Origin of the sequence: Neobacillus sp. GCM10027624 (genome assembly GCF_042675345.1) — a bacterium.
GTDB lineage: Bacteria > Bacillota > Bacilli > Bacillales > Cytobacillaceae > Neobacillus > Neobacillus cucumis_D.
Genome location: NZ_JBHTHD010000013.1, coordinates 58675 through 84102, shown reverse-complemented (window position 1 = coordinate 84102; position 25428 = coordinate 58675). Strand labels below are relative to the sequence as shown.

Here is a 25428-nt window from a genome sequence, read left to right as displayed (position 1 = left end):
CTTTAATATTGTTGTTGATTGTTTACGGTTTTAGAATAATTCATTAATGTAAACTCTACATTAAACCAATGTTAAGGTTATGTAATCTTCTGCCCCACCCTCTAGAAGTGAATATCTTTTCAAAAAAAAAACCTACTGTACCGGACAACATTTTGTTGTTTGGTTCAGTAGGTTGCTTTTATATATATAATAAAGCCCCTGTATCTATCCATACAGAATTTTTGATCAAACTTTTTTCAGAATGATTAAAACTTATTTCAAATCCATTTTACATTTATCACTAACATTAAAAAGCAGGCGGGGTAACTGAAAATAATACAGATACATTTTGATTGAAATCATTTTCCCATTTATGTTTCATATATGCTGGTATTTTCACACTATCGCCAGCCTCTAATATATGTTCCTCCTCATTTAAATACACCTTAATTTTTCCCTCTAAAATGAAAGCAACTTCCTCTCCTTTATGTTCCAAGAGTTTCTCAGACGACGAAGTGTTTGGTGGAATCTTCATAATAGCTGAGGCGAGATTTCCAGTAAAATCGGGTGACAACAATTCATAAGACAAATTGTCAATCACCATTTTTCTACGTTGATTTTTCCTAACAACTAAATCTGCCGTGTTTTTTTCTTCAAGAAAAAAACTAAAGGTTGGAACATCAAGGGCTTTTGCTAAAACTTTAAGCGTTTGAATAGAAGGATTTGCTAATCCGCGTTCAATTTGGCTTAACATTGAAGGCGTTATTTCAGCTAACTTAGCTAATTCTCTAATGCTTAACTCTTTAGCTTTTCTATATTGTTCAACCTTTTTACCAATATCTATATTTTCCATCTCTATATACTCCTTACTATTACTTGTTAAATATCATTTAATATAATTAAACAAGACTTAACAATTAAAACGATTTGTGTTAAATTTCATTTAACGTTTATTAACTTATATTTTATTTCAGTTTGATAGCTGGTTACAAGTCAATTAGGAGGATTCGTCGAATGAAAGAGATTGAAAGCAAAGAAATACAAAAATGGAAAGACCAATATCCTTTACTAAGCAAACTCATTTCAATGGAGGAAACCTTCTGGTTCAATCCTAATATCAAAAAATTCCAAAAAGGAATTAAAAAATCCCCACTAATTCAAGAGGATGTAAAGGATGCAGAAGAAAGGTTGAAACGTTTTGCTCCATATATCGCTAAGGTTTTTCCAGAAACAAAAAAGATGAATGGTATTATCGAATCACCTTTAGTGGAAATCCCCTCCATGAAAGAATCCCTAGAAAGGAATTATCAACAGCCTATATTAGGTGAATTATTTCTAAAGTGTGATAGTCATCTTCCTATATCAGGGTCAATAAAAGCAAGAGGCGGGATCTATGAAGTTCTCAAACATGCAGAAGAATTAGCTCTTCAACATCAATTATTAACCATTCATGATGACTATTCAATTTTAGATAGTGAGAGGTTTCGAACCTTCTTCTCTCAATATTCAATCGCTGTTGGGTCGACTGGAAATTTAGGACTTAGTATAGGCATCATGAGTGCAAAATTAGGTTTTAATGTGACTGTTCATATGTCGGCTGATGCAAAACAATGGAAAAAAGAGTTGCTTCGAAGCAAAAATGTTAATGTCATTGAATATGAAGCAGATTATAGTAAAGCAGTAGAAGAAGGTCGAATTCAAGCAGATAGGGACCCTACATGTTATTTTGTGGATGATGAAAATTCTCATGATCTATTTTTAGGATACGCAGTGGCAGCAGTTCGATTAAAAAAACAATTAGAAGAGTTAAAGATAATAATAGATGAAAATAATCCTTTGTTTGTATACCTTCCATGTGGGGTAGGCGGTGGTCCTGGGGGCATAGCATTTGGTTTAAAGCTATTGTATAAAGATTACGTTCACTGTTTCTTTGCAGAACCTACCCATTCTCCATGTATGTTACTTGGATTAATGACTGGACTCCATGATAGAATTTCTGTACAAGATATTGGTATTGATAATATCACAGACGCAGATGGACTGGCTGTTGGAAGACCATCTGGGTTTGTGGGTAAAACGATCGAACCGTTTTTAAGTGGTAATTATACGGTTTGCGATGAGCAATTATACATGTTGCTAAAGGAACTAGTTGATACAGAGGCGATTCGTTTAGAACCTTCTGCACTAGCAGGCATGATTGGCCCCATTAAATTATGTAAAGAGGGAACCGATTATTTACTGAAGCATAATTTAACTAAAAAAATGAACAAGGCTACACATATTATTTGGGGAACAGGTGGAAACATGGTTCCTGAAGAAATGATGGCAGAATATTATCAAAAAGGATTGAAGTTAACGTTAAATGAACAATAAGTAAATTAACACGGGGTTAGGTGTTCTTTAACCATCCCATCATAATATAATTAGGTCTTAATACGTTACACCGTGAATCGCATGGACTAATTCCTATCAGCTACTTGCATAAGTATTGAATTCGTTTAAAACTTCTGAGTTAGATGGGGGAAGGAGCTCCTATCCCCATCAAATGATCTGATTTGGCTCAAATATGATTTCCTCGGGAGAAATATTATAATTATCTGACGGTCATTCCTTATTAATGTAATAAAATAAATAAATATAAAAGTAAGGAGAATAAATGTTTAGATTTTCAAAGAGATGAAGGGTTTTAAGGCTAGAATACAAAATGAAGTTATAGTGAATTTTTTCTTGTTTTACGAATGGTTAGAGTCCATAGAAATAAGGAGAGGAACGCTTTGCGTTCCTCTTTTTTATTAACATCCATTTGTCCCAGTAGGAAACAACCCCAGTTAAAAAAGCATTTCTTCTTTTTCTTTTCCGAATTTTTTATTCTCTTTTTTCTCTTTTTCTTTTAATACATAGCTGAGTAAGTCTAGTAAAATACGGGCTGCTACTTGTCCGGTCATGCCCGTTGGGTCATATGGTGGTGCAACTTCTACTAAATCAAACCCGATGACTTCTCCTCTTTTGGAAATTCCTTCAAGCAATTCATTAACCTCATCGTAGAGGAGCCCACCTGGAGAAGGTGTTCCTGTTCCAGGTGCAATTGACGGATCGATTCCGTCAATATCAATCGTTATATAATATTTTTCTCCTGCAGGAATAAGCTCCAACACTTCTTTAAGTCCCATTTTTCTCATCTGACGAGGTGATAGGATCACACTGCCATACGCTCTTGCTGCATCGACGTCTTCTTTTTTGCTGCTGCTGATCCCGCGAATACCGAACTGGAATATTTTCTGAACATAATCCAGCTCAGATAAGCGACGAATACAATTTCCATGACCATACCTCATTCCTGAGCGATGATCCGCCCAGTCTAGATGGGCATCAATTTGAATCACATGAAACGGACCTATGTCTTCTAGTCCCTTTCCAACTGCTGCTGTGATGGAGTGATCGCCTCCTAATACAACCGGCATAGCACCTTTGGAAATAATTTTTCGTATTGCTTCTTCTGTATTTTCATGGCACTGCATAATATCTCCGTGTACCATGTCTACATCACCACAGTCGACGACTTTCCATTCAGGCCCAAGATACATAATATCGTTTTCAATATCATAAGCACCATCCAGACCGAAACTATATAATGTAGAGCCTTCACGGATTCCTCTAGGGCCCATTCTTGCACCAGATTTCCATTGTGTCCCCATGTCATTCGGCACCCCGATTACAGCTACATCTGCATCAAGCTGGTTCAGGTTCGAACATATTGGGTATTTCCCAAAAGTACAAATTCCTGTAAATGGTAAGTTTAAAAACTGCTTTTCATCACGAATAGACATTCTTGCTGCCTCCTTTTTAATTTTCATCCACGCTTTTTCCTTATGCAAAGTTTTCTGATGGGGGCCATTTGTTAACCAATTATTTTTAATTCTATTTTTATATTGTTTACACAATTAGCTTTCAATTAAAGTTGTTGTTTTCTCCTCATAAGTCTTTTGAAATAAATTCAGATAGTCTTCTTTTGTCAAATCCCTTGAATTTGCCTGAGTACACAAATGTTTAAAGGCTCCTTCTGCTAGGAATGGGAAGTCTTCGGGATTTACATTACTTAAATCTCGAAAGCTAGGAATGCCGATTTTATTTGCCAGCTCTTTTAACAACACAACACCTTCATAAGCCGTTTCTTCAATTGTTTTTCCTTCAGGATTTGCCCCAAGCTTGATTGCTACCATGGCGTGCTTTTCTGGATTGGAAGGAATATTATATTCAAATACATGTGGAAGAAAAATAGAATTCGCCACTCCATGTGGAGTATCATAAAGTCCTCCAAGTGGTTCGGCCATTGCATGTACAGCCCCAAGATCCGTGTTATCAAAGGCGATACCGGCAACCAAACTGCCCAAAAGCATATTTTTCCTAGCCTCTAAATCGTGACCATTTTCTACTGCTAATGGTAGGTACTTTGCAATTAATTCTATGGAATATAGTCCCAAAGCATCTGAAAGTGGTTGAGCAACTTTGCAGGTGTAAGCTTCGATAGCATGTGTGAGTGCATCCATTCCTGTAGCTGCTGTAATGGATTTAGGCAAAGTTACCGTCAATTCAGGATCTACAAGTGCAAGTTTAGGAGCGATTTTCAAATCTAGTATCGCCTCCTTTTGTTTCGTCACGGTATCGGTAATGACAGAACCTCTTGTAACTTCACTACCGGTACCTGAAGTTGTCGGAATACAAATTAGTGGTGGGATTTCCCGTTCTAGTAAATTTACACCGTAACGTTCTCTTAATTCTCCTCCATGTGTTAAAAGTGTCCCAATTGCTTTGGCTGTATCCATTGAACTTCCGCCGCCAAGACCAATTAAAAGATCGATGTTCTCGTTTTTAAACTTTTGATAAGCACTCTCGCAGTCTACATCTTTTGGATTAGGTGATATTTCATCATAAACAATATAATTAACACCTTCTTGATCTAAAGATTGTGTGATTTTGTCCAAAATTCCTGTTTGTGCAAGTCCTTTATCTGTAATAATGAGTGCTTTATTTCCCCCTAATTCTTTAGCCCTTTTCCCAATATTCTTTACTTTACCCTTTCCAAACTCTATAGAAGTAGGCAGATTAAAATGAAAATCCCATAGCATATTAAATTTCCTCCTTTATTATTCGCAATATTCTGAATTCAAAACTGATGTTTTCTCTATTTAACTAATTGCTAAACCATTCAGTTGGCTTAACATCTAAATTAATATTAATTTGTTTTACCTCAGTAAACGTATCCAAACCAAAGGTTCCTAACCCGCGACCAATACCGCTCTGCTTGTACCCTCCCCACGGTGCTTCATTATAGGCGAGGTTATAAGCATTAACATAGGTAATTCCGGCTCTTACTTTTTTAATAACCCTCAAAGCTTTGGCTCCATCTTGTGAAAAAACACCTGCTGCAAGCCCGTATGAGGTATCATTGGCCAGCTGGATTGCTTCCTCCTCATCTTTAAACTTTTGAACGACAAGGACTGGTCCAAAAATTTCTTCCTGAACAATTCTCATGTCAGGTTTGGTGTCAACAAATATTGTTGGCTCAATGAAATAACCATTTTCAAGCCCGTCACTTGTGATGCGGTTGCCCCCGCAAACTAATGTAGCCCCTTCGTTTAAGCCAATTTGAATATATTCAAGGATGTTCTTCATATGGTCTTCACTTACAAGCGGACCCATCTCTGTAGACGAATCATCCCCAAGCCCAACCTGAATCTTTTTCGCTCTTTCTACTAATCTAGCAATGAACTTATCATGAATGCTCTCTTCTAATAGTAGACGCGATCCTGCATTACAAACTTGTCCGGCATTGGTAAAAATCCCATTTAATGCATAATCGATGGCTGTCTCAAAATCTGCGTCAGCGAAAACAATATTTGGTGACTTGCCGCCTAGTTCGAGTGAAATGTTTTTAATATTTCCTGTTGCTGCATTCATGATGCTTCTACCCGTTGCTGTACTACCTGTAAAAGAAATTAGATCCACCTTTTGACTTTCCGCTATTTCATTTCCTACTGTTGAACCACCTCCCAAAACTAGGTTTGCAACACCAGCTGGTATCCCCACTTCTTCCATGATCTCAAATAATTTGTAAGTGGTGACCGGAGTGATTTCAGCTGGTTTAAATACAAGCGTATTTCCCGCAGCAAGCGCAGGGGCTATTTTCCAAGCTCCCGTCAACAATGGAAAATTCCATGCAGCGATAAGTCCGCATACACCGACAGGTTCCCGAATAACCATGGCTTGTACAGGATCGGCAACAGAATACGTTTGACCATTTGGCTTTGTCACTAACCCAGCATAGTATCGAAAGCAATCCACCGTATCAGCAATATCAAACTCAGATTCTTTAAGGGGTTTTCCCGTATTCTCTGTTTCAAGTTTGCTAAGCTCGGCTGCCCTTTCTTCAATCTTATCCGCTATTTTAAATAAGTAGGATGCACGTTCAGATGCCGGCAAGTCTGACCAAATTCCGGAGTCAAAAGCTGTTCGTGCTGCATTAATCGCCATTTGGGCTTCTTCTCTACTTCCCTGCGGAGCCTCAGCCATGATTTTACCGTTTGCGGGATTCACAGCATGACTCTTCTCTCTGCTTAACGAATCCATCCATTCACCATTAATAAACATTTTCAACTTCAACATTTTGACAAACCTCCAATATGTTATTTTTATCTTACCTGTTGAGAGATAACCTCTTGATCAATGTCTTGGTCATTTTCTGGAATCATTTCTTTATCAAAATAAAACTCAGGAAGTGGTTTGCGGAACCATTTCGTCATATAGACAAGATAAATCAATCCGCATGCCATCCAAATGCCCCCGAGAATCAACGCATCCATTTCTAAATGCGACCATAACCACATCGTAAAGGCTGCGCCAATGAGTGGTAATAATAGATACCGAATGCAATCCAGAAAGGAACGCTTGTGACTTCTGATAAAATAATGGGCGATAACAGACACATTTACCGATGTAAAGGCAATTAACGCTCCAAAATTGATAAACTTTATAACTTGTTCTAGGGTTAATAAAATTGCAAGTAAAGAAACTGCGCCAATCACAATGATGCTAAGTGACGGTGTTTTAAATTTAGGATGAATATATCCAAATATTTTTTTTGGTAATACAGAATCTCGCCCCATCGCATATAACACTCGAGAAGCGCTTGTAATTGAAGCGATACCTGAAGAGAAATTACCAATAATCACCGCTGTAATAAACATGGATTTAAATAAATTTCCTCCGACGAGCACTGCTATTTCAAGGGCTGCAGAATCAGCATGTTTGAATGAAATGCCCGGATTCACCAATTGTGCTAAGTAAGAAGATCCAATATACAAAACTCCGATAAACAATAGCATGATAATAATCGCTTTTGGAATCGTTTTTTCGGGATTGATTGTTTCCTCTGATAAAGTGGTGAGTGAATCAAAACCAAGAAAACTAAAACAAAGAATGGTAGCACCTGCCAAAATATCGGATAAGGAAACACCGGCATCAAACAATGGCTTAATTGAGAAAAGACTACCCGTCCCTACTCCTTCTGATAGACTTTTGAAGGTTAATATCCAGAAAAGGCAAACAAAAATGACTTGAGCAATCACAAAAATTTTACTAGTTATTGCTGATATCTCCACACCTAGTATACTTGGAGATACGATGCTTGCAGTCAACACAATTACCCACACATAATGCGGGATTCCAGGAAATACCGAACTCAAAAAGACAATCGACATTAAGCAGGTAACCATAGGTGTTAACAAATAATCAAGCATTATCGACCAACCCACAATGAACCCAGCCTCAGAATTAATAGATTTTTGCGTAAAGGTATAGGCTGAACCTGAGATCGGGAACGCTTTAGCCATCTTGCCATAGCTGAGAGCTGTAAAAAGTATTGCTAAAAAAGCAATAATGTAAGCAGCTGTAATGACACCTTTTGAGGTAACGGCAGCAATTCCATAGGTATTAAAAAACACCATGGGGTTATTCCATGCAATTCCTAAAAAAACAACCTGTGACAAAGTAAGCGTTTTTGCAAGCGCTTTCTGTTTCATAACTCAACTCCCTCCGTGTTAATAAATTCAATTCTTAGATGATTAAGAATATTTCGTACCCTCATTGTAAACCTTGTTGTTACACAAAGGTCAATAGGTGTATTATAATTTTTTAGGGGAGGTGATCTCATTGAAGATAAAGGAAAAATTAACCATCGGTGAAATGGCGGGGCTACGGGGGATAACGACGGAGACCTTACGCCACTATGATCGGATTGACCTATTCAAACCTCAATATGTTGATCCCGATTCGGGGTATCGCTACTATTCTATTTTTCAATATGAAGTTCTAGGGACCATCAAAGAGTTACGGCAACTTGGGATGAGTACAGACGAAATAAAGGAATATTTTAATGAACGTAATTTTAATAAGTCCATGGATATTCTAAAAGCCAAACATACGGAACTTAAATCAAAACTGAGTGAGTTACATGACTTGGAGGAAAATATTCGCGGAAAAATTGGATATTTGGAGCATGTAGCGAAAGAAAAAGAACTTCAAGAGGTGTTTTTCCGAGAAATTGGAAAAAGGAAGTTAATTACCTTAAATGAAAAAATAAATAATAATTTGGAGCTTTGTTATGGTGTTATAAGGTTAGAAAATATGCTCACCGAGAAGACACCAATTCTGGCTAGTAATAGACTAGGTATTATCATCAAGGAAGCAGATCTTAGAGCGAAACGGTTTGAAGAACCTTCCATTATTTTTGTCGTTGCAAAAAATAAAGAAAAATTACCAAAACAGTGCCAAATCACTGTTCCTGCCGGTTTATTTGCATGTATTCGTTACAACGGAGAATTATTATGGAACCGAAGCGAAAGTTTGAGTAAGATATTGGAATATCTTGATGAAAACGGATATCATATAACCGGAGATGCGCTGCAAATTATGCACGTCGATATTACAATCACAGATAAACCAAATGAGATTACATTCGAAATTCAGGTTCCAGTTCAAATTTAGGGACGGCGGGTTAGGAACCTTGTCCCACCTTGATGAAGTGAGAGGACGAGGGAACCGTCCCCTTGTATCAACTCCCATTTAATTAACAAATAAAAACCACTTGGATTATCCTAAGTGGTTTTTACTTTAACTATTAGTATCATCAAAAAAGTATTACAGATATGTTAATTAATACGCTTTTTTGTATGCTACCGATAATGTTTTTCCACGAAAACCGAACTAATTATAATAGTTCGTTTCTATTCGTGTTCCATAGCAGCCTCCTGGAAGAGCAACTGACCGTATGAGTTAACGATTACCCATCCACTGTCCATCTTAAATCCATGTAGGTAACGACTCTCCCAATACATTTAAATTCAATTCTACTTTTGTTTCCAAGCGGAACGAGTAGCTGCCTCCATCCATATTGCGCGGTTTTTATCGGTCGCTGCAGGCTCCGATTCACCAAAGATGGCGCGTACCCAATGTCCGTCAGTTGGATTTGGCATGAGAATAAACTTAGTTCCAAAGAGATCTTTATCCTGTTCCATCAACTTGGCACGCTTGTCAATGTCTGCAACGTAATAAATTCGGCGGAAATCGTTCAAGTTATCACCTAAATAGGAGATTACCTTATAATTTTGAGCTATCTCGTTTTGACGGGGTTCCTTGTTTGATGTGTCTCTGAGAATTGTCAGATGCTTATTATCGACATAAGGAAATTTAAGTTTCTTTAGTTGTGTTTTTGCGTAGTGATATGTTTTTGATCCTTGGTCACGGCTCGAAACATAGTAAACCTCTACCCCTTTTTTCTTACAGTAATTAAAGAAATCCAGTGCCCCTGCAGTAGCCGCCATGTTATACGTTGGAATCCACTTGTCCCAAATCGCATCGTCGAAGAAGTCTTTATTATTGTTAATAAGATATCCCCAATAATTGACCGGACTGAGAATTGTATCATCAATATCCGTGATAACAGCTAACGGTTTATCCCCCTCCTTGCGGTTGGCAAGGGCACGATCAACTTGGATTCGTGCCATATTAAAAGATTGGTGATAGAGCGCTTTATACTCTGCAGCAGTCTGCTTCCAGGCAACTGCTACATTCAGTATATTATTGAGTCCATCTACTGTAGAACCTTCAGCACTTGGTGTTATTTTTGGTTGTTCCACTGCTGCCTGTACATGTGCTGAATGCTGTTTAGATAAGCCAAATACATAACCAACCGTTGCACTACTAAGTACAACAATAATTGCTAGAATCATTGAAAAATGTCTTTTCATTTCTTTATCCTCCTCAAATTTTTTATAACATAATATATGTTAAATCATCACTCTGACATATTTCTGACATTATAAACAATTCTGAAAAGACGTGGTTATAGAAAAAAAGCGACTTGAATCGGAAACAGCTCCTTTTCAAATCACTTTTGGTCCTTTAGAGGATTTTTATTAATTCCATATAGTGCTTTTCAACTTTTAAAGAGGGTGTGCAGCCCATTTCTTTCATAAGATATTGGCTATGCTGCTGATATTGTCTGATGAGGGCTGGCTTGTCTTTACGTTTTTCGTAGATGTCCATTGCCATAATACATGCCTTTTCCTCATAGGGGAAAAAGCGCAATAGCTTTTTCAGGTATTCCAATTCTTGTTCAATGGATTGGTTTTTATCAAAATAATTGATTAGCCGATATGTAAGTCGAATATAAATTTGGTTGATGCTTTCGCTAAGAGCAGCACTCCAAAGATAAGCTTTATTTTCAAAAAGCTCTCCACGGTAGTATGATTCAACTTTCATAAGCAACGATACTTCTTTTTCGCTGTCAGGATGTTGGTTGCTCCTTAACAATTCCGTGGATACTCTTACAAATTCCTGATAATCCAAGAGACATTCCTCAAGCTCCACCCAGTACCCGTCACTATTACTTTTAATCTTAAGCGGCACCTGCTCATTCACAATTGTTTTCTTTAAGCGGTAAATAGAGGTATGGAGATTGGTTGTCGCCCGATCAGGGTCTAGGCTAGGCCAAAGCAAATCACAGAGCCTCCATTTGCCGATAGGTTTCCCAAGGTGCATAACAAGATAAGCCAAGAGCTCCTCTACCTTCGATGTTATCCAGTGTACCTTTTGATTTGAATGTCGCCCAAAGACTTCAAATTCGCCCATACAAAGAATTCTTCCCTTGTGCATGATTTCTTGATCCTCAATTGTGGATTCAGGCCTTTGCCGGCTCGTACGGTTCATGATTTTACGAACCACTCGATTTATTTCTTGCGCATCAACAGGCTTTAAAATATAATCCAGGGCATTAACTTTAAAAGCTTCTATCGCATACTGGCTGTATGCAGTAACAAAAATGATATGCGTTTCCCCATGAATCGCCAAAATCTTTTCTGCCAATTCCAATCCATTCATGTCTGGCATTTCAATATCCACAAACGCAACATCTGGTTTAATCTCACCAATTTTTTCAAGAGCCGTTTTAGGATGAGTAAATTGCTTGACCACTTCTAATTGACCATTTAGATCAATCACTCGTTTTAGTAGAATATGGTTTGGATACTCATCATCTATGGTAATCGCAATCAGCTTCGGCAAGTCAAATTTCCTCCTCCAGTTATTTTATCCAGTATTTTTCTTAAACGGTAAATACAAAGTGATGATTGTACCATACCCTTCTCTGCTTTCAATGGTCAGTTTCGTGTCTGCAATATGTCCCAGCCTTTGATGGATATTGGCAAGGCCTACTCCAAAAACAGTTTCCTTTCGAGATAAAATTTCTTTAATTTTTTGTTCCGACATCCCAACCCCATCGTCTGTAACAGTAACTTTTATCGATTCGTCTTTTGGCTGGACGGTAAGCTTTACCGTGCCTCCCCGCGTTTTTTTTACAACCCCATGCCGGATTGCATTCTCTACTAAAGGCTGTATCATCAATGGCATGACCCTTTGCTGTAAACAAGTTTCATCAATTTCGAAAATGGTTTGAAGTCGTTCTCCATATCTGGCTTGCTCAATATCCACATAAGATTTCACCAGTTCAATTTCACGTTGCAGTGTCACCAGTTCACCACGGTTATCGGTATTAAAAACAATTCTTAGGTATTTACTGAGACTGTTCAATAATTCTCCCGCTTTTTCTGAATCAGTATAGCAAAAGGCCATGATCGCGCTTAGTGCATTATATAAAAAGTGAGGTTTTATTTGCGATTGCAAATAGGCCATTTCGTTTATCGCTACTTCCTTCTCAAGTTTTTTCGAAACCTTTTTAGTTCGAATAAAACCGAATACAAATAGTGATAACACGATCAATACAATCAGCAAAATGAAAGTGATTAGATTCCGATGTCTTTTTTGCGTGATATACCTGTTCCTAAGTTCACTTTCACCAACTTTATACTTATCAACAATATCATTTGTATCAAAATAATTCATAGCACGATTCATAATGCTTACTAAGGTATCCATCTCGCCTGTCTGTTTAAAAAAATAGCAATAATATTTAGGTGATTCTTTAATGCGATAAACAGAAATCAAATCAAAAAGCTCATTTTCATAAAAATCTTCCAAAAAGACATTTTCGTTTTGAATGATATAGTCAACATCCCTATTTTTTAGTCCGAGATACATTTTACGATCACTATCAAAATATGTGATTTGTTCTTTTGGAATAATTGTCTCAATGAAATCTGTTATGGACGTTCCCTTTACGATTCCTACTTTTTTATGAAGAAGTTCTTGCACATATTTTATCTTTTTTGGGTTGTCTGCTTTTGCAATTACAGAATAATATGTGGAAACATAAGGGTGTGAAAAGAGACCGAATTTTTGTCTAGTCTCCGTAATGCTAATTGGAAACAGGAGGTCAACATTTTTCTCTTTCACTTTGTTAACCTTATCGGACCAACTAAGGTTTTCATCGCGTATGAAGATATAGTCTAACCCAATGAGGTGTGCAATGTTTTCAAAAAGTTCGACACTGGCACCTGAATATTTACCTTTGGCTTTATCATAAAAGGATAGGGGTGCAAAGTTGTCATCCACCATAACACGCACTTTTCCAATTGAACGTATAAACTCCTTTTCCTTTTCCGTGATAGGGAAATGATTGTACAAATATGCTTTCTGCATTTCTTTTTCATATTTTGCAACGATTGGGCCAATTGCGATGGAAATCGCTTTGTTCAGTATCGATAGTAATAGAGGATTGGAACTGCTAGTTATTACTCGATAGGTATCATAGGTTCGGGAATTAGGGACCGGACGCGCCAAGAGACCATGATCAATTAAACTTCTATAATTCCCAACATTTGAGTAGATAAAATCAATCTTATTATTTTTTAATGCATCATAAGCAGCAGAAAGATCTTTGTATGGATAATATTTTATATCGCTAAAATTATTCAGTGATTGACTGTTATCGTCTATCATGTTTAGAATACCGACTTTTTTCCCTGCAAGTGTATCATCCGTTATTTTTTTATCATTCGAATAAAAAATGAAATTCATATTGATGCTAATGGGTTCACTAAGCAAAATCTCAGGATAGACTACTGTACGCCTTTGGATTATGGGTGACAAATCCAATGTGCCATTCGATATTTTATTGATGACATCTTCTGAACTACTCACTGCGACATAAGATAGTTTTACTCCTAACACTTTTTCCAGTACGGAGTAGAAGAGTTTATTTACCCCATATTCATTTCCATTATTTTTAAATTCATAGAATCCCCCCATGGAATCAAGATTATTAGGAACTTTCAACCCTTTTTTCCTGACATTATCAAGGTACTCTATTTCTTCATCTGTGAGTGGAATCGACTCGCTTGAAAAAGAGTCTGCAATACTACTATATTTTTCATAGATTTTTTCATAGCTATTTCTATTTTTTGAAGAGGTTGCTTCTGCAACCGAGAAATTCGAAGTAAGAAGCCAAACCATAATCAAAAGTATGATCACTTTTTTTTCATTCATTCAAATAGCCCCTCATGTTGCATTATTCCATTTCACCTAATTTACGACCCGCTATTGCATTTTTTTAATCAGTATAAAATCGACATCGAGAGATATCAACAATATCTCACAAAATTATCGAAAAAATCATTTTACTTTTAATGGAGTTAAGACAAGGCTGTTTTCTTAAAGATTTCGTTCATAACAGGGAAGCCCGTTGCCATTACTACACGTCCTGTTGTCGTGTGCTGCATCACTTGTATTTCCTTTTTTGCTTTTAAAACCATCTTGGTAACCGATGGGGAAAAAATGCTCTCTGTTTCAAGCTGAGATACTGATTTTCCAATTAAAAAAGGAACATCCTTTCCGTAAATACCTTGGCAATTCGGACTAGCTCTTAAAACAAATCCGTTTCCATCTGTAATCACTATGTTATCTTTCGAAGCTCTAAGAATTGCATCCAATTCGATTTGAAGAGTTCCAAAGTGTTTTTCCATATAATCACTGCCTTTACGAATGAATTTCCTTATTATTAAGATAACAATTCATTTTTAAAGTAAAAAGGCTGTTCAATATAAAAAAAGAGCGCTAAGGAAGCAGAAAGGCCTCTTTAGCGCTCTTTATTGGTTACTTATTTGACAGCTTCTTTTAGTTCTTTACCTGGTTTAAAAGCGGGAACTTTAGAAGCAGCGATCTGCATTTCCTCGCCTGTTTGTGGATTACGGCCAGTACGGGCTGCACGTTCACGTACTTCAAATGTTCCAAATCCGATCAACTGGATTTTCTCTTCTTTAGCAAGAGTATTAGAGATGGTCTCAAACAACGCATCCACCGCTTTGGTAGCATCTTTCTTTGCTAATTCTGTTTGTGTTGCGACAGCGTTGATTAGTTCTGTTTTATTCATAATCTAGCACCTCATCCTTTTATTTTAGATAGTATGTAAAAATGATATCATAACACATCTACTATAAGGTTTTCCAATTTAACAGATTGATATACATCTATTTCGAAAGAAATAGTACCCTTAATGGTATGCTTTAAGAAAAATCATAAAAAGACACGAGCGTTTTTAACCCGTGTCATTTATTATGTGTATCCAAACTTCTGTGAAATCTCGTGTGCCGCACACTTGACCTTTTCAACCAACGAAGGCAGCATCTCCCTTTGGTAATTCACTTGAAGGCCTGATATACTAATGCCTGCAATGATAGACCCATTGTAATTAAAAATAGGAGCAGCAACAGCAGATATATAATTTTCAAGTTCAGAATGACTGACCGTATATCCATTCTTTTGAGATTCTTCTAGATGAATACGAAGCTTCTTTTTTTCTGTTATCGTTCCAGACGCAATCGACTTTAGTTCGATATTCTCTAAATATTGCTCTCGCTCATCATGTGGCAGAAAAGCAAGAATAACACGCGAACTTGCTCCGGCATAAAGCGGCATTCTCCGGCCAATTTCCGTGTAAGGTCTCAGGCGCTGTTTTGTATCCATTTTTTCGATATAGATTGCTTCTTTTCTATCTTGTACGATGAGATGAACAGCTTCTCCTACATTATCATGTAGTTTTTGCATAATAGGCAAAGCTGCCTGCCGAATGTCCAAACGTTCAGATACTAAATAGCCAAACTGAAGAAAGACTAGTCCAAGCAAATATTTTCCATCTTCATCTTTATCGAGAAGCCCCATCTCTTCAAGTGATACCACCATTCGATAAACAGAAGATTTCGGTCTCCCTGAAAGCTGTATGATTTCATTAAAACTTAATTTTGAGTGCGTTAAGAAAAGATTAAGGATATCCATTGATCTAACGACTATCTTATTTTTGCTTTGCATGGTTCCCCCTCCTTAGCAAAACAAAAGATCAAGATGTCCCTATGTTTATAGTAAATTTTTTTAGTTTATAACCTCCTTGAAATTGAATCTATTCTGAGATATAAAAGGTACCTGATTTAGGAATTTAACTGTCAATTCTTCTACATTACCTCCCTTTAGCCATTCCATGATTTGACCGCTTATTTCATCATTTCTTTTGCCAGACCCATATCTTATAAATAACCCTTGGCAAGTTTTGTTCCCCTTTTTAATCTCCACATTATAAATACCAGGTGTTGGCAGGATATACTTATTTTCGATATGGATCGGGATATTTTTTCGTTTTTCAAGTTTATGTTTATTTGGAATAGAAACAAATCCTTTAATCTCATAATGATGCCCTAAATAGTACGGTACAAGGTGGACATCTCCGTCACTTATTCTTTTTCTTATTAAGGTTGAACTTATTTTTTCGTCATTAAGTGACTGTTTTAAAATAACGGTTACATCAAAGGGATTATTTTTGCTCACTTGTTGCAAATAATCAATCGTGCCCTGAGCTTTATAACCAAAGGTAAAGTCAAATCCTACTACTACGTGTTTGGCTTGAAGTCCTAAAATATATTGTTTAATAAAATCAGATGGCGGAAGGGAAGCAAATGATAAATTAAACTTTATGACAAATAGTTTATCCACTCCAATAGCGGCCATTCTTTCAATCTTTGAATCTAGAGGAGTTAAATATTTTCGATCCTTCTCCAATTTAATTACTTCATTTGGATGGGGATCGAATGTCATCGCTGAGAATTGAAGATTGTTTTTAACGGCTATTCTTTTGGCCTGCTTTAATAAAGATTGATGACCTAAATGAACCCCGTCAAAAAAACCTAATGCCATTACATGAGGCTCCATTGTATACAAGGATGTATCTATCGGATGTGTTAAATGGAAAACTTGCAACTTTCTTCACCTTCTCCGTCATCAAGATAATTATTTTTGGGTGTTTTCCATGTAATTTAATTATATTTACACAATTTATTATACGGAAAATTCAGATTTCTAAAGTTAAATAAATTTGTATTATTTAACCGCTACATCTTCCTGAGGCAATGAAATATCTGTTTCAGCATTCACCGCGTGGTTCCTGCGTAAGAATGTAACAGAAATAAAAGAAACAATAGAAAGGATCGCGATAAAAATAGCAAGAGGAATCCAAGAATTATGATAAGTGCTTAACAACACAGTCGCAATCATTGGAGCAGTCCCTCCAAATAAAGCTGAACCTGCTTGGTAGCCAAGTGTTATTCCCGTGTATCCAACATTCGTACTAAACATTTCAGTAAACATTGTTCCAATTATACTTGCAATGGCAGACCATAGAATTCCTAACCCAATAATCGCAGCGGCATATATCATAAATGTTGCTTTTGTTGATAATAGATAATAGTACGGAAAAGAAAATAGAGCAAGCCCGGCTGCACCTAGCATAAAAACTCGTTTACGGCCGATTTTATCAGATAATTTCCCCATAATTGGGATACACAATGTTGTAACAATTGTTGCAACCGTAATGATATTTAATGCAGCAGTCCTTGAGAAACCGATGTGATCTGTAGCATACGAGATAAAAAATGTTGTAAAAAGATAGAATGGACCAACTTCCACACATTTTGCTCCTAATGAGATTAGGACAGCCTTCCAATGATATCGTAGTGTTTCAAAAAGAGGAACTTTTACAACATTGCCTTTTTGTTTTTCTTCACTGAATGCCGATGTTTCCTCAATTCCTCGGCGTATCCAGAGACCGGTGATGACTAAAACTGCACTTATTAAAAAAGGAATTCTCCATCCCCATGATAGAAATTGTTCTTCTGGAAGTAAACTCACTAACGAAACAGCAGTTGTTCCGAGTAACATACCAAGAGGGATTCCCATTGCAGGGAAGCTTCCATAAAAGCCGCGTTTCTCTTTCGGTGCATTTTCAACTGCCAGGAGAACCGCTCCACCCCATTCTCCACCAACGGCAATCCCTTGAACTAGACGTAAAGTCACAAGCAAAATGGGTGCTAAAAGGCCAATTACGCTATAAGTTGGTAGTAATCCAATTCCTACTGTTGAAACACCCATTAATAGAAGTGAAATGACAAGCGTATTTTTTCTGCCGAATTTATCTCCCATATGACTAAAAACGAGACCGCCAAGTGGCCTGATAAAAAATGTAATCCCAAAAGAAGCATATGCAAGTAGTAAACTGACAAATGGATCATCACTAGGAAAGAATAATTTATTAAACACGAGTGCAGCAACGGTACCATAAAGGAAGAAATCGTAAAACTCGATTGCGCTACCAACTAAACTAGCAAATAATACCTTTTGGGAACTTGCCTTTGATTTTTCTTTCCCCATTATCTACTTTCCTCCAACCATTTATATTATTTGTAAGAACCTAATGCATACCTAATAATCTGTTAACAAATGTAATCCAAATTTTTAGCTCAAATAAAAGATAGTATTCATATATGCAATTTTGTACTGTGAATACCGAACTGTGTATACATTAAAAATGCAGAGGAACATATTTTCTGTTATTAAAGGTATTTTAAATGGCCCCTCGTTCTTGATGTAATGAGAAGCCATTTGTACTAATAGATTAATTAATGCGAAATCCATTTTCCCCCTATTTATTTCTCTCTGGAGTAGTAACGAACCTCGAAAATCTTACAGCCATCTGGTGATTTCCAAGGTCCATGCTCCATCCCTGGAGGACGGCAAGCAACCATTCCTGCTGTAAATTCCTCATTTAGACGTAAATCGATTAAAGATCCTTCAATAATATATAATTCTTCCCAGAAATCATGGACTTGTACTCCATTAGGTGTAGTATCTGTCCCTGGACCGTTATGAAGAATTCTTGTAGCGACTCCTGTAGCAGGATCAGAAGCAATGATTCTTTGTGAAAGGCTCTCAACCTTACTAAAAGGCTCCGCTTCAAAAGTTCGATAATCGACAAATTCATGTTCTTCTTTTTTCTGATCTGCATAATAGCGAACTTCGAAAATTTTACAGCCATTTGGTGATTTCCATGGTCCATGCTCCATCCCGGGAGGACGACAAGCTACCATTCCTGCTGTAAACTCCTCATTTAGACGTAAATCGATTAAAGATCCTTCAATAATATACAATTCTTCCCAAAAATCATGGACTTGTACTCCATCTGGGGATGTATCCGTACCTGCCCCTAATTCAAGAATACGAGTTGCTACATTCGTACCTGGAATCTGGGCAATAATTCGTTGGGATGCACCGTCTACCGTTTTTGAAGGAACAGACTCAAAGTTTTTATAATCAACAAATTCAAGCTCTGGTTTTCTATCTATTTTTATTTCTGATTTTCCCATGTTAAACTGCCTCCGCATCTGTTAAAATATGAACCTGATAATCTAATTGAATTTTGTCATCTGTTACACGATCATATAATTCTGCTGAAAATGCTTCCCCGTAAATAAATTTACCACCTTTAATCGGTAGTGTTCCGCAAAACACAACCATATCCTCACTGCCGTATCCACGTTCCTCGATAATTTTGAGCAATTCTTTTGGATTCAAGAATTCTTCCAGTTTGCCTGTTTGATACTCTTTTTTTACTCCATCAACAATCATCCAGCTTCTCATTTCAATGTCATCCCATCGATCTTCTATGTCATCTAAAGACCAAAATTGAGTTGAAATAGGCTTGCTGCAAACTTGTTTGGATTTCTGAATCGATACGGTTTCGAGATCACGGTCCGTGTGATCACTTCCGAGTCCTAAATACCATTTCCCTTCAATTTTCATGATGACTACTTCTGCTTCACCACTGCTGCCTTTTTGGATAACCGAAATAGTCTTATTGGTCGTAATCAGATTTGTTGAAAGATCATAAATCATCGGAACTTGTGGAGGGGCTGGAACGCCAATCTCCTTTAATTCATCAATATGTTTTTTTACTGATTCCTGATCTTTTCCGGTATAGCCGGCAATAAGTAATCGTTTAGGGTCTGCGACAATATTTCTTCCGCCAATATTAATATTTATCAACTAAATTCCTCCTGTCTATCTAAAACTCGATGCTTTAAATTAGGAAATACCTCACGAATATGAGTAATCTGAGATGGATCAATTTCTGTTTTTACAATCGTTTCTTCATCTCCTCCAGATGCGACAACTATTCCCCATGGGTCAACCACTTGGCTATGCCCACCTAATAGAACGTCATGAGTAGTACCTACACAATTACTCGAAATCAAGAAACACTGGTTTTCTAATGCACGGACTGAATTGAATAATTTCCAATGCTCTAGCCTTCTATGCGGCCAAGCAGATGTAACAAGCAGTAATTCTGCTCCTAAATCTACTTCTGCACGGTACAATTCAGGAAATCGTAAATCATAGCAAGTTGATAAGCCTACTTTCCCAAATTCTGTATCTACTACAGTTGTTTCATTTCCTCTCGTCAATATTTGACCCTCTTTTGAACCATAACGAAACAGATGCATTTTTCGATAGGTTCCTATAAGTTTCCCATCAGGAGAAAATAGAACACTCGTGTTGTAGTACTTTCCATTATTCTTTTCTATAAAACTACCTGCGAATAGATAGGATTGAATTTCTTTTGCTTTTGAAGAGAATCGCCCAACAAAATCCCCTGTTAATTCTTCTGATTCATCAATATAACGATCAAATGAAAAGTACCCCGTTGCCCACGTTTCAGGTAAAACAATTAAATCTTGACCTTTTAACTTATCAATCATGGACTCCACCCGATCGATGCGGGCATTTTTAGATTCACTATCTTTAATCTCTAATTGGATTGATGCAATTTTCATTTCTTCCACATCCTTTTTATTAAACTAGTTCTTTCACCTGTGAAGGAAGAGAATAACTTGCTAAAAATTTATCTACCATTTGAACGGGTTCATCATATCCGTAATTTCTAAATGAATAGCCTTTCGTGACGAAAGGTGCGCCATTATAGAACAATTCATACTGTTGATGTCTGCCCCCGAATTCTGAACCAATGATATCCCATACTAACTTAAATAATTTAATTTTCTCCTCGGCTCCAACTCCCGTAGAACGGATATATTGATACATATCATCTTTCGTCTCAGGATTGATGAGTTCTTTGTAGGAGGATGGCACTTGTAAAACACCACCACCACATAGCTCTCTTAAAATTCTAATAGTGGAAGCATAAATAATTTCCTGTTGACCGACTACACCGTAAAGGAAACGTGGATCAGGCCGTGCCACACCGTTTTTGTCGATGCTGCAATTATATTCAGAAGCTAAAAGATTTCCTTCTACAGAAGCCGCAATAGACGCAAGTTCACCCAACTTCTCTTGGACGGAAGGGATTTTATCGATTCCATTCGTTGCAGCAACTTTTCGCGCAGCCCCAATCAAAAATTTTAATTTATTACTGAATCTTATTTGGGCCTGATTATTGCCTAACACGTGCGCTGGTGTTTCATGGAACTGAGCCCTCAAGATATCAATATTTTTGTAAACAAAAATATCTTTCCATGGAATAAATACATCGTCAAAAACAACTAATGAATCACTTTCGTCAAAACGGGATGATAATGGGTAATCATATGTGCTTGGGGATTTTTCAGCGTAACTCGGTCTCGCATAAAATTTTAATCCCTTTGCATGAATCGGCAGTACAAAAGACAAAGCATAATCTTCATCACCAGGGCGAAGTGGGGTAAGGCAACTTACAAATAAGTAATCGGATACGGCTGATGCGGTACCAAGCATTTGAGAACCTCGAACAATAATACCGTCCTCTTTTTCTTCGTACACTCCAACTGGGAGGAATTTATCTTCCAACTCATGGGCTGCTTTACTTCGATCTATTTGTGGTGGAATAATGACATACGTTACATATAGATCCTCATCTCTAACATGTTTATAGAAATTCAAAACATTATTTCCATAGCCTTCTCCCCCACGATCAAACACTTCGGGTGAACTGGCAAATGCAGCCAAAAAACTTGCCACGTGATCAGGACTTCTTCCGACAAATCCACAAGTTGCTTCAGACCATTTAGAAATCGCCAATCTTCTCTCTTTTAACTCTTCCTTACTCCTTGGAATCATATAAATTTTATTTGCTAGAGTCCCGTCCTCTGTTTTATAAGTCATATTCTGAGATTCATCTGATGCCAAATCGTATAGACCCGCAATGGTTTCTGTAATTCCTTTAAAAGCTGGATGGGTCCTCACATCTTTAACTCTTTCCCCGTTTATAAAGATTGTTCGATCATCTCTCAATGCCTGTAAATATTCTTTACCTGTTCTAACCATACTTAATTCCTCCCTAATATTTTGAATAAGTATATGTTTAAAAAAACTAGAAACAATTTAACAGAGAATCATAGATGCGTATTACAGGTTGTGTGTTATGTGTTGTGTATACATTAAAAATTCAAAATCTACTATACCTACCAATTAATAAAAACGATTAATCATAAAATACGAATTGTTGCTTCCTAATCAAGTTTCTTATGAGTGATTCTTTACACGTTTTAATAAATAAATACTAATGGATAGTCTTAGGTGAAGGTCAATCAGTATTTTTAAATAAATTTTCCAAAAGCATGGAGTACACTTCAGGAAAGAAGTGGAAGGTAAAAATTAGTCATTTTGCCAAAATCCAATATATTTACGATTTAAAAGAACGATATAACAACTTTCCAAAAGTTTTACACTACGTGTTCTGTGTTCTGTGTTTTGTGTTGTGTATACACTAAACACTAAAAGAAATTAAGTACCTATTTGCTAAAAACGGCTTCTTTTATTTCTTGATCAAGCTTCTTGATGAGTGCCTCTTTATACGTTTTAATAAATTGTGGTTTCTGGGTGATTTGGGCTCCATAAAAGGTAATGTCTCGAATCTCTCCCACTGCTAATTCAATAATAGACATCTTCAACGTTATATTATCCGTTTTCTCAATTTTAACATTGGCACAACCCGATACAGAGTAAACGCTTTCACCCCCAATAAAACATAGTGTTACCTCTGACTGATCCCTGACTGCTTCAACAATTTTAGATTTGCAATCCACCGCAAATCTGATTGTTTTGCTATCTATAGCAAAAACCCAGGACAAAGCACTTGAAAGAATTTTTCCAAGGCTTTTGCTATAAACATGACAAAAGACTAAGGTTTGACCTTGCAGTAAATCTTCAATTTCATAAGTTAAAACTGATTCTGTTCCTTTCATTTTCAACATCCTTCCTTAGATATTAGTAGTCTAACTTTTATTAAGAACAATCCCCGCCCCCAAGCTTTTATTTGAAGATCAGGAATTATCAACAATATTTAATGTTTCTTTTGTTTTTTCTAAATGGTTTAATATCTCCTGTGAAGCTAGTTCTGGATTTTTTTCCTCTATAGCTTGGATAATCTGATTATGCTCCAGCAAAACATTTTTCATTCTCCCTTGTTTACTTACTGCTTTTAATCCCATAAGCTGAGTAAGATTATGAAGATTGTTCAAAACTTGCTCTGTTATAGTGAAGTTTGCCAGTCTAGTCAGCGAGAGATGAAACTCATTATCCAGCCTAATAAAACTAATAGCATCATCATTTTGCAAAGCTTCTTCTTGTTGCTTCAGAATTAATTTTAATACCTTCAGTTGTTCAGGTGATGTAATCACTTTTGTAAGTTTTTTTACTGCTTCGACTTCAATTGCACTTCTTAGTAAAAATATTTCTTCCTGTTCCTCTGGTGTAATCTTTCTTACAGTCAATCCCTTCCTTGGTATGGAAACAAGCAATCCTTCTTTTACCAAGTCTTGGATTGCTGCCCTTACCGGTGTTCTTGACGTATTTAACCTCTCGGCTAATTGAACTTCTGTAAATATTTCATCGGTGGTTATACCACCGAATAAAATTGCCTTCTTAATTTGGTTATATACTTTATCTTGTGTTGTTTTTTCCTTCTCGATTGGTTTTAATTGAATTCCTTCCATATCAATCCGTCCTTTTTGATAAGTCTTTACAATTATGAATAATTGAATTTATATGAATGGTTAATTTCACCTGTGTGTTATGTATACATAATACATATTTTAGAAGATCTAAGTCAACTATATTTTTTATTTTTTCTGAAACTTCCCTTTTAACAACATATTCGTGGTCTTTCATAGAATCATCTGATTAAAAATAGGCAATAAAAAAAGCCCAAGCAGGCTCTTAAGGGAAAATTTACTTCGCTTTTGGTCTATGACAGCAATCAGTCACTCTTCTTTTTAGCAATGTACCCTTCAAAAAATATGGTTTCTTCGTTAACATGATGCTCAATATAAATCCCCGGTTGTTTTGTCTCTCCGATTAAAAAATTCTCCTCCAATTGAAATTGAAAGTTACTGATATTTGCTTTGATAAAATCCTTTTCAAAGTTTTTAAGATAGGCATTCGGATAGAGTTTTTCCATTTTACGTATCGATTTTGCACCCTGTCTATAATAAGCAGTGCATCCAATGATCGTGGCATCCTCTTTACATAGCTTTGTGAGCTTGGCAAGAGGAAAAACAGGATTAAACAGTGCATAGTCGTTAAAGGAAATACTATCAATGAGATAATCAACGCTGTGATTTGCCAAAGGCAAATGAAGAGAAGAGTTGACAATGTAAAGGACTTTCAAAGCAGGATTGATTGAGTCGATTTTCGCCTTTAGCTTCTCAATCATTTCTTGCTTGCTGCCACAAAAAATATAATAGGCATTCTCCTGCAGCAGATGTAAATACTTCGGCAGAAATACAAAGGTATCGATGCAAGGTTCAAGGATCATTTTATTTGTCAGTTTAACATTTTTTAGATTTTGATAGGTAAAGAGACTGCATTTCTCAATCATTTTCACGAGGTCTGTGCTCATTTCCCCTACAGTTTTGTGTTCATACAAGTATGCACTATTTTGAATGGAATTATCGAGATTAGGAGCATACAATATGCTTTTATGAATTTCTGCATGATAGCCGCATGTACAATGTATGGATCCATCGATAATTGATTCGTTTTGAATCAGTGCGTTTTGAAACTGAAAAGAACCGGAACAAACCGGGCAGCGTAGAAAAGGAAAAAATGATAAAGAAAAACCCGTACTTGATTCATTGGTTTCTTTATGTCGAAGGATCTCCATTTTCTGATCAATTTTTTGAACCGTCGATTGAAGTTTAGAAATTTCATAGGAAATCCCTGCTTTTTTCTGTTCAAGCAGTTTCACGTAGAAATCCAAATCTTCATGATCACGCAGCAATGTGATCCTTTTTAAGTCTATGATTTCCCTGATTTCGTTTAATGTAAACTCAAATGATTTTAATTCTGTAATGAGATTCATATCCTCTTCGCATGTCTGATCAAATTCATAATAGGTCCCTGTTTTTACAGGGATAAGCAATCCTAGATTCATATAGTAACGAATCGTATCAATGGAAACCTTAAATTTTTTGGCAAATGAACTAATTTTCATCTTCCACTTCTTTCCTGGAGTATACTCCATGCTTTTTACAAATCTATTTAAAAATGCTGATTGACCTTCACCTTAGACTATCTATTAGTATTTGATCAGGCTATTTTAATTTTCTATCTATTCAATCAATTGAA

21 protein-coding genes and 1 pseudogene are annotated in these 25428 nt (G+C 36.6%); 2 read left to right on the top strand and 20 right to left on the bottom strand.

All coding sequences use genetic code 11. The annotated features are described in order from the left end of the window. Window positions 1-286 precede the first annotated feature (286 nt). The gene (locus ACFQZ9_RS21420) at window positions 287-832 is read right to left on the bottom strand and encodes a cupin domain-containing protein (protein ID WP_498945295.1); all 546 of its coding nucleotides are present in this window, start codon (window positions 830-832) and stop codon (window positions 287-289) included. 161 nt (window positions 833-993) lie between these two features. On the opposite strand from ACFQZ9_RS21420, the gene dsdA reads away from it, so the two are divergent. Next, on the top strand, window positions 994-2352 hold the full coding sequence (dsdA, locus tag ACFQZ9_RS21415) for a D-serine dehydratase (RefSeq protein ID WP_498945294.1): 1359 nt from the start codon (window positions 994-996) through the stop codon (window positions 2350-2352). A 455-nt stretch (window positions 2353-2807) separates the two neighbouring features. Here the strand turns inward: dsdA and speB are convergent, their stop codons facing one another. From speB to ACFQZ9_RS21395, 4 genes are all read right to left on the bottom strand, one after another. Next, the gene (gene speB, locus ACFQZ9_RS21410; RefSeq protein ID WP_498945293.1) at window positions 2808-3806 is read right to left on the bottom strand and encodes an agmatinase; all 999 of its coding nucleotides are present in this window, start codon (window positions 3804-3806) and stop codon (window positions 2808-2810) included. Between the two features lie 114 nt (window positions 3807-3920). Then, a complete protein-coding gene (locus tag ACFQZ9_RS21405) occupies window positions 3921-5105 on the bottom strand; it encodes an iron-containing alcohol dehydrogenase (protein ID WP_498945292.1) in 1185 nt (394 codons plus the stop codon). A 64-nt stretch (window positions 5106-5169) separates the two neighbouring features. Next, window positions 5170-6642, bottom strand: coding sequence for an aldehyde dehydrogenase family protein (locus tag ACFQZ9_RS21400; RefSeq protein ID WP_498945291.1), 1473 nt, complete (start codon window positions 6640-6642; stop codon window positions 5170-5172). Window positions 6643-6668: 26 nt separating this feature from the next. Next, complete coding sequence (locus ACFQZ9_RS21395; RefSeq protein ID WP_498945290.1) at window positions 6669-8057, bottom strand: APC family permease; 1389 nt, start codon at window positions 8055-8057, stop codon at window positions 6669-6671. Between the two features lie 130 nt (window positions 8058-8187). Between ACFQZ9_RS21395 and ACFQZ9_RS21390 the strand changes: the two genes are divergently transcribed. Further along, complete coding sequence (locus ACFQZ9_RS21390; RefSeq protein ID WP_498945289.1) at window positions 8188-9021, top strand: MerR family transcriptional regulator; 834 nt, start codon at window positions 8188-8190, stop codon at window positions 9019-9021. 362 nt (window positions 9022-9383) lie between these two features. On the opposite strand, the gene ACFQZ9_RS21385 is transcribed toward ACFQZ9_RS21390, so the two are convergent. The 15 genes and pseudogenes from ACFQZ9_RS21385 to ACFQZ9_RS21315 form a co-directional block, all read right to left on the bottom strand. Then, the gene (locus ACFQZ9_RS21385) at window positions 9384-10283 is read right to left on the bottom strand and encodes an HAD family acid phosphatase (protein WP_498945288.1); all 900 of its coding nucleotides are present in this window, start codon (window positions 10281-10283) and stop codon (window positions 9384-9386) included. Between the two features lie 154 nt (window positions 10284-10437). Beyond that, entirely contained in the window at window positions 10438-11598 is a 1161-nt protein-coding gene (locus ACFQZ9_RS21380) for a response regulator (RefSeq protein ID WP_498945287.1), read from the bottom strand. Window positions 11599-11622: 24 nt separating this feature from the next. Further along, window positions 11623-13977 (bottom strand): histidine kinase, encoded by a 2355-nt coding sequence (locus ACFQZ9_RS21375; RefSeq protein ID WP_498945286.1) that lies wholly within the window; start codon window positions 13975-13977, stop codon window positions 11623-11625. Window positions 13978-14150: 173 nt separating this feature from the next. Then, window positions 14151-14453 (bottom strand): annotated as a pseudogene (locus ACFQZ9_RS21370) (sigma-54 interaction domain-containing protein); the annotation flags it as partial. Between the two features lie 134 nt (window positions 14454-14587). Next, window positions 14588-14860 (bottom strand): non-specific DNA-binding protein Hbs, encoded by a 273-nt coding sequence (gene hbs, locus ACFQZ9_RS21365; protein WP_133336639.1) that lies wholly within the window; start codon window positions 14858-14860, stop codon window positions 14588-14590. Window positions 14861-15042: 182 nt separating this feature from the next. Beyond that, window positions 15043-15795, bottom strand: a complete 753-nt coding sequence (locus ACFQZ9_RS21360; RefSeq protein ID WP_498945285.1) for an IclR family transcriptional regulator — start codon at window positions 15793-15795, stop codon at window positions 15043-15045. 60 nt (window positions 15796-15855) lie between these two features. Then, window positions 15856-16671 (bottom strand): cytidyltransferase, encoded by an 816-nt coding sequence (locus tag ACFQZ9_RS21355; protein WP_498945284.1) that lies wholly within the window; start codon window positions 16669-16671, stop codon window positions 15856-15858. 183 nt (window positions 16672-16854) lie between these two features. Beyond that, window positions 16855-18180 (bottom strand): MFS transporter, encoded by a 1326-nt coding sequence (locus tag ACFQZ9_RS21350; RefSeq protein WP_498945283.1) that lies wholly within the window; start codon window positions 18178-18180, stop codon window positions 16855-16857. Window positions 18181-18455: 275 nt separating this feature from the next. After that, complete coding sequence (locus ACFQZ9_RS21345; protein ID WP_498945282.1) at window positions 18456-19172, bottom strand: cupin domain-containing protein; 717 nt, start codon at window positions 19170-19172, stop codon at window positions 18456-18458. Window position 19173: 1 nt separating this feature from the next. Then, window positions 19174-19851, bottom strand: coding sequence for an FAA hydrolase family protein (locus ACFQZ9_RS21340; protein ID WP_498945281.1), 678 nt, complete (start codon window positions 19849-19851; stop codon window positions 19174-19176). Beyond that, window positions 19848-20639, bottom strand: a complete 792-nt coding sequence (locus ACFQZ9_RS21335; RefSeq protein WP_498945280.1) for a carbon-nitrogen family hydrolase — start codon at window positions 20637-20639, stop codon at window positions 19848-19850. The genes ACFQZ9_RS21340 and ACFQZ9_RS21335 overlap by 4 nt, the downstream gene beginning before the upstream one ends. 19 nt (window positions 20640-20658) lie before the next feature. Then, window positions 20659-22125, bottom strand: a complete 1467-nt coding sequence (locus tag ACFQZ9_RS21330; protein WP_498945279.1) for a 4-hydroxyphenylacetate 3-hydroxylase family protein — start codon at window positions 22123-22125, stop codon at window positions 20659-20661. A 467-nt stretch (window positions 22126-22592) separates the two neighbouring features. Continuing rightward, entirely contained in the window at window positions 22593-23045 is a 453-nt protein-coding gene (locus ACFQZ9_RS21325; protein WP_498945278.1) for a PNPOx family protein, read from the bottom strand. A 78-nt stretch (window positions 23046-23123) separates the two neighbouring features. Then, window positions 23124-23795: a GntR family transcriptional regulator gene (locus tag ACFQZ9_RS21320; RefSeq protein WP_498945277.1), complete on the bottom strand. Its 672-nt coding sequence runs from the start codon at window positions 23793-23795 to the stop codon at window positions 23124-23126. A gap of 263 nt (window positions 23796-24058) precedes the next feature. Next, complete coding sequence (locus ACFQZ9_RS21315) at window positions 24059-25294, bottom strand: MerR family transcriptional regulator (RefSeq protein WP_498945276.1); 1236 nt, start codon at window positions 25292-25294, stop codon at window positions 24059-24061. Window positions 25295-25428 lie beyond the last annotated feature (134 nt).

Bases quoted from the DNA above. Each gene is read 5' to 3' on its own strand.
- ACFQZ9_RS21420 (WP_498945295.1), bottom strand. From the start codon at position 832: ATGGAAAATATAGATATTGGTAAAAAGGTTGAACAATATAGAAAAGCT.
- dsdA (WP_498945294.1), top strand. From the start codon at position 994: ATGAAAGAGATTGAAAGCAAAGAAATACAAAAATGGAAAGACCAATAT.
- speB (WP_498945293.1), bottom strand. From the start codon at position 3,806: ATGTCTATTCGTGATGAAAAGCAGTTTTTAAACTTACCATTTACAGGA.
- ACFQZ9_RS21405 (WP_498945292.1), bottom strand. From the start codon at position 5,105: ATGCTATGGGATTTTCATTTTAATCTGCCTACTTCTATAGAGTTTGGA.
- ACFQZ9_RS21400 (WP_498945291.1), bottom strand. From the start codon at position 6,642: ATGTTGAAGTTGAAAATGTTTATTAATGGTGAATGGATGGATTCGTTA.
- ACFQZ9_RS21395 (WP_498945290.1), bottom strand. From the start codon at position 8,057: ATGAAACAGAAAGCGCTTGCAAAAACGCTTACTTTGTCACAGGTTGTT.
- ACFQZ9_RS21385 (WP_498945288.1), bottom strand. From the start codon at position 10,283: ATGAAAAGACATTTTTCAATGATTCTAGCAATTATTGTTGTACTTAGT.
- ACFQZ9_RS21375 (WP_498945286.1), bottom strand. From the start codon at position 13,977: ATGAATGAAAAAAAAGTGATCATACTTTTGATTATGGTTTGGCTTCTT.
- hbs (WP_133336639.1), bottom strand. From the start codon at position 14,860: ATGAATAAAACAGAACTAATCAACGCTGTCGCAACACAAACAGAATTA.
- ACFQZ9_RS21360 (WP_498945285.1), bottom strand. From the start codon at position 15,795: ATGCAAAGCAAAAATAAGATAGTCGTTAGATCAATGGATATCCTTAAT.
- ACFQZ9_RS21355 (WP_498945284.1), bottom strand. From the start codon at position 16,671: ATGGCATTAGGTTTTTTTGACGGGGTTCATTTAGGTCATCAATCTTTA.
- ACFQZ9_RS21350 (WP_498945283.1), bottom strand. From the start codon at position 18,180: ATGGGGAAAGAAAAATCAAAGGCAAGTTCCCAAAAGGTATTATTTGCT.
- ACFQZ9_RS21345 (WP_498945282.1), bottom strand. From the start codon at position 19,172: ATGGGAAAATCAGAAATAAAAATAGATAGAAAACCAGAGCTTGAATTT.
- ACFQZ9_RS21335 (WP_498945280.1), bottom strand. From the start codon at position 20,639: ATGAAAATTGCATCAATCCAATTAGAGATTAAAGATAGTGAATCTAAA.
- ACFQZ9_RS21330 (WP_498945279.1), bottom strand. From the start codon at position 22,125: ATGGTTAGAACAGGTAAAGAATATTTACAGGCATTGAGAGATGATCGA.
- ACFQZ9_RS21325 (WP_498945278.1), bottom strand. From the start codon at position 23,045: ATGAAAGGAACAGAATCAGTTTTAACTTATGAAATTGAAGATTTACTG.
- ACFQZ9_RS21320 (WP_498945277.1), bottom strand. From the start codon at position 23,795: ATGGAAGGAATTCAATTAAAACCAATCGAGAAGGAAAAAACAACACAA.
- ACFQZ9_RS21315 (WP_498945276.1), bottom strand. From the start codon at position 25,294: ATGAAAATTAGTTCATTTGCCAAAAAATTTAAGGTTTCCATTGATACG.